The sequence below is a fragment of the Endozoicomonas sp. SESOKO4 genome (assembly GCF_024606275.1).
Map to the genome: position 1 here is coordinate 1 of NZ_JAHHPS010000463.1, position 1586 is coordinate 1586.

The 1586-nt window shown below is 50.4% G+C and carries 1 protein-coding gene; it reads right to left on the bottom strand.

Annotated features, from left to right (window positions below):
- Nucleotides 1-1586 (bottom strand): hypothetical protein (locus KDK16_RS08950; RefSeq protein ID WP_257275682.1); only part of this gene is annotated, 1586 nt, incomplete at both ends.

The following is a 1586-nucleotide window of genomic DNA, read 5'->3' on the forward strand; positions in this document are numbered from 1 at the left end:
GAGGTTTGTAGCTGGAGTAGTACCAGGTGACAGCCTGTACCAGAAAGGCTGAAGGCTTGATCCAGTAATCATTCAGCTGCCGCTCAATCGCTGCGGCGTGAGCCCGCATCAATGTGTCATGGATAACCTTGATCAGGTCTGATTCTGAGATGCCGGCAGTATTGGCATAAGGTGTCAGCGTGTCCTGAATATTGGTCAGGAATGCTGCTGTCTTGCGGCCATTTTCAAAGGCGATATCGTCAAGAACGTAGTTGGCGATGACGGCAGATGCGTACTCTTTCATGCCGGCGACAGACTCTTTCATACCTGCTGGGCCAGTCGCGGTCACAGTCACAGGAGTAAAGGCATTCTCCATGAATTCTTCAGCACCCTTATCGGATAGCATATCGACAACGGCACTGAAGTGAATCACATTGACGCCGTATCTGTAGCCAAGAAAGTGTTCAAATTCATCCACTGTCTGATATCCGGCGACGCCTCTGATAGCCTTAATATAGTTCTGAAGTTCAACCTTGCTGATCAGACCTTCACGTAGCAGAGCGATGATCTTGTTACCACTGGCATAACGGGCAGCTAAGTATTCGGAGAAGCTGTTTAGGTTCCCCGGCTCATAATCGACGTAGTGAATGGCTGTTTTGCCCATGCCGAGAATTTCGTCGTCGTATTGTTTAGCTCCGCTTTGCAACTCATCCCTGGCCCTGTACATCAGCTGCTGGATGTTTCTCAGCACATTCGAAGGCTGATTTTCTACAGATTCGAAAGCGGGGGCCGGGAAGGTCGTCTTCAGACTCTTGAAGACTGTCACAATCCGATTGGCCTGATCAAACGTCAGAGTGTCTCCGACCAATGCCCGCAGGTGGACCGGTGCAAATTCTTCGTCAAAATCGAAAGTCGTAAAGTCGGGTATGTCCTCACCACTTTCTACGGCTAATTCTGCCAGACCTATTGCGGCTTCCAGGGCTTGTTTCTTGAGAGAGTGCTGCTGCGTGAATGTGTGGATGGCGTCCAGAACTTTTGCCTGCCTCGGCGTGCACTGAAAGGGACCGTCATCATTTTTGACGGCTTCCTCGGCAGCTATAAGGACATCCTTCATTCTCTCAATGTCTGCTTTCCTGACTTCAATCTCACCTTCCAGACGGCACTCTTCCTGAATCAGTTGCTGGATCTTGCTAGCATCATGACCGCCCGGTTGTGCCTGTTTGTTTCTCAGGGCATCAACCTGTTGTGTACTGGTGTCGGCAGGTTCTGGTTTAAGACCCACGGCTTTTTCAGTGGTGTCAGGAACGGCTTCCAGATTCTCCTGTGCAACAGCCTCTTCAAGCAGGGCGTGGGCCAGTTGCGTACTTTTCCCGTCGTACTCACGCAGGAATTTTGTGACATGATTGTACTTTTTCCTGGTCAAAGCCAGTTCACCCTCAGCGCCATCATCCGGGACAGCCATGAGGTCGGCAAGACTCTGCCAGATTGCCAATTGTATGCGACGAATATCATTCAGTTTTTTATTAGCCGTCTTCTGCTCACTTTCAGCTTCTTGTAGTGCCCGTCTGGCTTCAGCCAGCTCACGATCAAGAGCGAATCGGGGTTTT